We start from the raw sequence: 6,069 nt of genomic DNA, 5'->3' as shown, positions 1-6,069 counted from the left end.
GGTACCCGGCGACGTGGCGGTGGCCGGGTTCGACGACATCCCGTACGCGGCGGTCAGCACGCCCGCCCTCACCACCGCCACCCACCCGGTCCGGCGGATCGCCACGGCGGCGGCCACCGCGGTGCTGGACGGCCGTCGGGTGCCCCCGGTCACCGCGTTCCCGTCGACGCTGGTCGCCCGCGAGAGCGCCTGACCGGGCGGTTGACCGGCGGCCAGCGGGGTAACCGCGCGGGGATCGGCCGACGGGAGGGGGCGAGACGAGGTGACGGAGCCCGCGCCGCCACACCGGCGACCGGAGGAGGAGAACCCGCGGCACGGCCGGCTTCACGCGCGGCCGGCCCCGCCGGCGGCCCGGGGCGCCACCGGCCTGACCCCGTTGACCGCGCCGGACGGCGGCTCACCGGCGCTGCTGTACGCCCCGGCGGGCGACGGGCCGTACCGGGTGGTGGTGCTGCTGCACGGGGCCGGCGGGACGGCCCAGCAGGGGCTCGACCTGCTGCTTCCGCTGGCCGACGCGCACCGGCTGCTGCTGCTCGCCCCGCAGGCCACGGCGAGCAGTTGGGACCTGATCGTCGAGGGGTTTGGCCCCGATGTGGCCCGGATCGACGAGCTGCTCGGCACGGTGTTCGGGGCGTACCCGGTGACGGAGGTGGCCGTCGGCGGCTTTTCCGACGGCGCGTCGTACGCCCTCTCCCTGGGCCTGACCAACGGCGACCTGGTCGACGCGGTGCTGGCCTTCTCCCCCGGCTTCGCCGCGCCGCTGGTGACCCACGGCCGGCCGCGCGCCTTCGTCTCGCACGGCACCGACGACCGGGTGCTGCCGGTGGACGTGTGCAGCCGCCGGCTGGTGCCCCGGCTGCACACCCTCGGCTACCGGGTGGAGTACGCCGAGTTCGCCGGCGGCCACGAGGTGCCGACGGAGGTCCGGCAGCGGGCGGTGGCCTGGCTCACCGGCTGACGCCGGTCAGGCGGGCCCGGTGGTGGCGCGGCGTCGAGGCGGGTGATGGCGCGGCGGGACGGGGCGGGCGACCGCGATCAGCCGGTGGCGGCCAGCCGGGCAGGCCCCAGACGTTCGGATGGTGCGGGGCGTGCGCGTCGCGGAGTTGGAGCAGCAGCCGGCCGGCGGGGTCGACCAGCAGGACGCAGGCGATCGGGTGCAGCGGGCCAACCTACCGCCCCGGTCAGCCCCGGGCGCGCCGCCCCGGCCCTCCCCGGACGAGGAACGATCTCCGCCGGGAATCCGAAAGGGACAACCTTTCAGGATATCGATTGCGCGCGTTTCCCGGGCTCGGCCGAAAGGGATGATCGGGCGGTAAGATCGGCGACAGCCTTGTGACTGATCGCTGACTGCTGAACGTGATGGCGATCACACACACTGTGCCCATGAATACGAGACTCGGCCGTGGTCGGGCATTCCGCCTCGCGGTGTGTCTCGCCCTGGTGGCGGCGCTCAGCGGATGCATGCAGCTCAACCTCGGGCTGACCGTCAACGCCGACGACACGGTCGACGGCCAGCTGCTGCTGACCGGCGAGAAGTCCCTACTCAGGTCGGCGGACCCAGGGCCGGTGCTCAGACCGGGCAACCCCGAACGGCCCGTGCTCAAGCCGTGGCGGAACAACATACCGGCGGCCTTCGACGAACTGCGGCGGAACATCCCCGCGCTGCCCGCCGGCGACGAGAGCCGGTACGAGAACGCACAGTTCTACGGCGTTCTGATCTCCTATCGGGAAAAGCCGCTGTCGGAATTCACCAGCGAGAGCGTGAATCTGGTCCGGGACGGCGATCTCTACCGCTTCACCCTTCCGTTGGACCCCACGAAATACAGCGGAAAAGTGGCCCAGCACGACCCGCAGACCCAGCAGGCGTTCCTGCAGTTGATGTCGTTCGAGATATCGGTGACCTTCCCCGGTCGGGTGATCGACACCAACGGCACGGTCGACGGCCGGTCGGTGAGCTGGAAGGTGGTCGCCAACCAGCCCAAGCCGGCGGAGCTGCGGGCGATCGCCGAGGCGCCGCCGAGGCCGTCCGCCTCCGGCGCGGGCGCCACCGCCCCGGCCGGGGACGGCTCCTCGTTCCCGTGGCTGCCGGTGGTCGGCGGCGTGCTCCTCCTGTTGCTGGTCGCCGTGGTCGTCGTACTCCTGCTCCGTCGCCGCGGCTCGGCCACCGCGGCCCCGGCCACCGACACCCCGGCCACCGCCACCCCCGCGACCGCACCCCCGGCCGACCAGCCGGGGCCGGTCTGACCCGCCACCACCCGGGCGGCCGACCCGCACCGGCCGGCCGCCGCATCTCACCCACCACCCCGCCCGCACCACCGCACCATCCGAAGGGAGATCGCCGTGAACGATCTCTTCACCTGGGCCGCCCTGGGCAGCCTCACCGGCGCCAGCGCCGCCACGCTGCTGGCCACCAACGTCATCGGCGGACTGCTCGGTCCGAGCGGCGACAAGGCCCGCAAGTGGATCGCGCTGGGTTTCGCCCTCGTGCTCTCCTACCTCACCGCGGCCTTCGCCACCGACGCCGGCGCCCAGAAGTGGATCATCGCCTTCTTCAACGGGCTGGTCATCTTCTCCGCCGCACTCGGCATCAACCAGCTGCCCCCCGGCAACCGGCAGGCGACGAACGCGTCGCCGACCCAGCTCGCGCAGGGACGCGAGCCCCGCTACCTCCGCTCGTGGGTCTGAAAGAAGGTGACCCCATGGTCTTCGGCATCGTCAGCGCCGCCGTCCACATCGTCCTCGGCGCCCTGTTCGGCCAGTGGGTCGGCGGCACCCTCGGCCTGGTGATCGGCGCCGCCGTCGGACTGCTCGTCGGCGCGCCCTTCGGCTGGGCGATCAGCTCCGCCGGCACGTACGGCACGGACGCGAAGGGAATCCTCCTCTTCGTCGTCGACCACACCTGGAGCCTGCTCAACACCGCCGTCGGGGCGATCTACCTCGCCCTGCACCTGGTCTTCGGGCACCAGCTCGACCGGGTGATCTCGCAGAGCAGCGGCCGGGTCAACCTGGTCGAAGGGGTGTCGCCCCGGTACGCCACCACCATCGGCACGGTCTGCGCCGGGTCCAGCCCCGGCATCCAACGGCACGAGGACGTGCACATCTTCCAGGCCCGGCTGCTCGGCCCGCTCTACCTGCCGCTGGTGGTGCTCAACTACGTGCTGTTCACCGTCGCCCCGGTCTGGCTGCTCTGGCACGACCACACCAACGCGCCGATCAACCGATTCACCCGCTACTTCGAGATCGGCGTCTACCCACACGTCTGGAACGAGGCCATCGCGTACCGGATCCAGGGGACCCCGCCGCGATGACCGGAGCGATCGAGACGGCCGTCGCGGACCTCGCGGCCTGGCTGACCGGGGCGGCGGGTGACCCTGTCCCGGTCGGCCCGCCCCGCGACGACGCGGACGGCGGGCTCACCGTCTGGCCGCTGGAGCTGCGGCCGGCCCGGCAGACCCGGGGTAGCGGGGCTCGCGAGCCGTACCGGTTCGTGGTCCGGCTGCTGGTCTGCGCCACCGGACCGGCCGCGCTGCCCCGGCTGGACCGGGTGCTCGCCGCCGCGGCGGCGGCCGGCGAGCCGGAGGTGGTGCTGGCGGCCGGCGACCCGGCGCTGTGGCGGGCCTTCGGCGTGCCGCCGCGACCGGCGCTGCTGGTCGACGTACCCGCGCAGATCGCCTGCCCGCTGCCGCCCGCGCCGCCCGTGCTGCAACCGCTGCGGCTGCGGCAACTGGAGATGCGCACCCTCGACGGGCGGGTGGTCGGGCCGCAGCAGCAGCCGCTCGCCGCGATGCGGGTCGAGGTGGTCGGCACCCCGTACGCCACGCACACCGACAGCGCCGGCCGGTTCCGGCTGGTCGGCGTCCCGCACGACCCCGACGCGCCGGGCCGGTCGGTCCGGGTCCGCCTGGTCGGCCGGGGCCGCACCCACACCGCCGAGCTCGACCCGGACGACCCCGACCACGTCATCGTCTGCGCGCCGCCGGCCGACTGAGCCGGCCGCCGACCGCACCCGCACAGGAGGACCGATGCCCACCTACTTCTCCCCCGGCATCTACGTCGAAGAGGTCCCCAGCGGCGCCCGCCCGATCGGACCGGTCGGCACCAGCACCGCCGCCTTCGTCGGCGTCGCCCCGGACCGCACCGCGCACGTCGACCGCGCGCTCGCCGTCAACTCCTGGTCGGAGTTCCTGCGGCTCTACGCCGACGGCGAGCACCTGGAGAGCACCCCGCTCGCCCGGGCGGTCTTCGGCTTCCTCGACAACGGCGGCACCCGCTGCTGGGTGGTCAACGTCGGCGAGGGCGGCCAGCTCACCGGCACCGGTGGCCGCCGCGGCGGGCTGCAACTGCTGGAGGCGGTCGACGAGATCTCCATCCTCGCCGCGCCCGGCTTCCACGACCCGGTCTCGCACGAGGCGCTGCTCAGCATGGCCGAGCGGCTGCGCACCATGGTGGCGATCTGCGACCCCGCCCCGGACCTGGACGACGTCTCCGCGCTGACCCGCGTCGCCACGCCGGGCCCGGGCAAACCCGCCGGCAAACCCGACGGCAAACCCGCCGACGGTACGCCGAAACCGGCCGCCGACGACGAGCCGGACGGGCAGTCCGCGTACCGGCCACGGCAGTCGGACTTCGGCACCTTCTACTTCCCGTGGATCCGGGTCCGCGACCCGCTCAGCGGAGATCTGGTGCTCACCCCGCCGAGCGGGCACGTGGCCGGCATCTGGGCCCGCACCGACGCCCTGCGCGGGGTGCACAAGGCCCCCGCCAACGAGCCGGTACGCGGCGCCGTCGACCTCGGGTACCTGGTCACCCGCCCCGAGCACGACGTGCTCAACCCCAAGGGCGTCAACGTGATCCGCTACTTCGCCGGCGAGGGGATCCGGCTCTGGGGCGCCCGTACGCTCGCCGCCGAGGCCAGCGAGTGGCGCTACCTCAACGTCCGACGGCTCTCCATCGCCATCGAACAGGCCATCGCCAACGGCACCCGGTGGATGGTCTTCGAACCCAACGACTACTCGCTCTGGCGGTCCATCCGGCGGGACGTCGGGGCGTTCCTGACCCGGGTGTGGCGCGACGGCGCGCTGCTCGGGCGTACGCCCGAGGAGGCGTTCTTCGTCAAGTGCGACGAGGAGACCAACCCGGCCGACGTCCGCGACGCCGGCATGGTGGTCGCCCACATCGGCATCGCGGTCGTCAAGCCCGCGGAGTTCGTGGTGTTCAAGCTGAGCCAGTGGGCCGGCGGCACCGAGACCGAGACGATCGGAGGCTGACATGCCGACCACGGCCACCCCGCAACCCGGCGCCCCCGTCGACCCGTACCGGGCGTACAACTTCAAGCTGCTCATCAACGGCATCACCAACGGGCACTTCACCGAGGTCAGCGGGCTCGAGGTGACGATCGGCCGGCTGGCGTACCGGGAGGCGGGCAACGACCGGGTCCGGGCGGTCCCGGGCCAGGTCGACTACGCGCCGGTGACCCTCCACTTCGGCCTCACCTCGTCCCGGGAGTTGTGGGACTGGGTGAACGCGGCCGCGAAGGGCACGGTGAGCCGGCGCAACGTCTCGGTGGTGCTGCTGGACCCGGCCGGCACCAGCGAGGTGCTGCGCTGGAACATGATCAACGCCTGGCCGACCCGGTGGCGGGGCGCCCACCTCAACACCCTCGCCCAGGAGATCGCCATCGAGGCGCTGACCCTGGCGTACGAGGGGCTGGAACTGGAGTCCGGCAGTGCGGCCGCCCCGACCACCGCGTGACTGGCTGGCCCGGGCCCTGCGCACGGCCGCCGAGGTCGCCGACCGGCTGGCCGACGCGGTCGCTCGCGCCCCCCACCCGCCCGGCCACGCGCCCGCCCGGCCCACCGCCGGCGCGGCGGATCCCCGCCCGGCCGGCACGGACGACCGGCCCGACCCGACCCGGCCCCGCCGCCCCGGCGAACCCCCCGAGCACTGGCTGCGCCTGGTCGCCGCGCACGCCCCCGGCCTCCTCCACGACCTCCCCGCCCGCATTCCCACGCCCGACCATGTTGATCAAGAGGTTCGGGTCGGATCCGGCCCGCTGGCTGACCCAAACTT

At 73.7% G+C, this 6,069-nt stretch carries 8 protein-coding genes and 1 pseudogene; all 9 read left to right on the top strand.

Going from position 1 to position 6,069, the window contains the following annotated elements:
- A partial coding sequence (locus SLP03_RS31145) for a substrate-binding domain-containing protein (RefSeq protein WP_319464217.1) occupies positions 1-193 on the top strand: 193 nt, incomplete at its 5' end.
- A gap of 69 nt (positions 194-262) precedes the next feature.
- On the top strand, positions 263-958 hold the full coding sequence (locus SLP03_RS31140; RefSeq protein WP_319464216.1) for a phospholipase: 696 nt from the start codon (positions 263-265) through the stop codon (positions 956-958).
- A 425-nt stretch (positions 959-1,383) separates the two neighbouring features.
- Entirely contained in the window at positions 1,384-2,244 is an 861-nt protein-coding gene (locus tag SLP03_RS31130) for an LppM family (lipo)protein (RefSeq protein WP_319464215.1), read from the top strand.
- 96 nt (positions 2,245-2,340) lie between these two features.
- Positions 2,341-2,685 (top strand): hypothetical protein, encoded by a 345-nt coding sequence (locus SLP03_RS31125; RefSeq protein WP_319464214.1) that lies wholly within the window; start codon positions 2,341-2,343, stop codon positions 2,683-2,685.
- A gap of 14 nt (positions 2,686-2,699) precedes the next feature.
- On the top strand, positions 2,700-3,308 hold the full coding sequence (locus SLP03_RS31800) for a glycine zipper family protein (protein ID WP_413644772.1): 609 nt from the start codon (positions 2,700-2,702) through the stop codon (positions 3,306-3,308).
- Positions 3,305-3,988 (top strand): carboxypeptidase-like regulatory domain-containing protein, encoded by a 684-nt coding sequence (locus tag SLP03_RS31110; protein ID WP_319464212.1) that lies wholly within the window; start codon positions 3,305-3,307, stop codon positions 3,986-3,988. The genes SLP03_RS31800 and SLP03_RS31110 overlap by 4 nt, the downstream gene beginning before the upstream one ends.
- Before the next feature lie 34 nt (positions 3,989-4,022).
- Positions 4,023-5,267 (top strand): phage tail sheath family protein, encoded by a 1,245-nt coding sequence (locus SLP03_RS31105; RefSeq protein WP_319464211.1) that lies wholly within the window; start codon positions 4,023-4,025, stop codon positions 5,265-5,267.
- Between the two features lies 1 nt (position 5,268).
- Positions 5,269-5,751, top strand: coding sequence for a phage tail protein (locus SLP03_RS31100; RefSeq protein WP_109800943.1), 483 nt, complete (start codon positions 5,269-5,271; stop codon positions 5,749-5,751).
- Positions 5,726-6,069, top strand: a pseudogene (locus SLP03_RS31095) (hypothetical protein); the annotation flags it as partial. The gene SLP03_RS31100 and the pseudogene SLP03_RS31095, both read left to right, overlap by 26 nt.

Source organism: Micromonospora sp. RTP1Z1 (assembly GCF_033804685.1).
Taxonomy (GTDB): domain Bacteria; phylum Actinomycetota; class Actinomycetes; order Mycobacteriales; family Micromonosporaceae; genus Micromonospora.
The sequence above is the reverse complement of the archived record's forward strand: the minus strand, read 5'-3'. Positions and strand labels throughout refer to the sequence as shown.

Excerpts from the sequence above, each read along its gene's own strand:
- SLP03_RS31130 (WP_319464215.1), top strand. The coding sequence starts at position 1,384 with ATGAATACGAGACTCGGCCGTGGTCGGGCATTCCGCCTCGCGGTGTGT.
- SLP03_RS31800 (WP_413644772.1), top strand. The coding sequence starts at position 2,700 with ATGGTCTTCGGCATCGTCAGCGCCGCCGTCCACATCGTCCTCGGCGCC.
- SLP03_RS31110 (WP_319464212.1), top strand. The coding sequence starts at position 3,305 with ATGACCGGAGCGATCGAGACGGCCGTCGCGGACCTCGCGGCCTGGCTG.
- SLP03_RS31105 (WP_319464211.1), top strand. The coding sequence starts at position 4,023 with ATGCCCACCTACTTCTCCCCCGGCATCTACGTCGAAGAGGTCCCCAGC.
- SLP03_RS31100 (WP_109800943.1), top strand. The coding sequence starts at position 5,269 with ATGCCGACCACGGCCACCCCGCAACCCGGCGCCCCCGTCGACCCGTAC.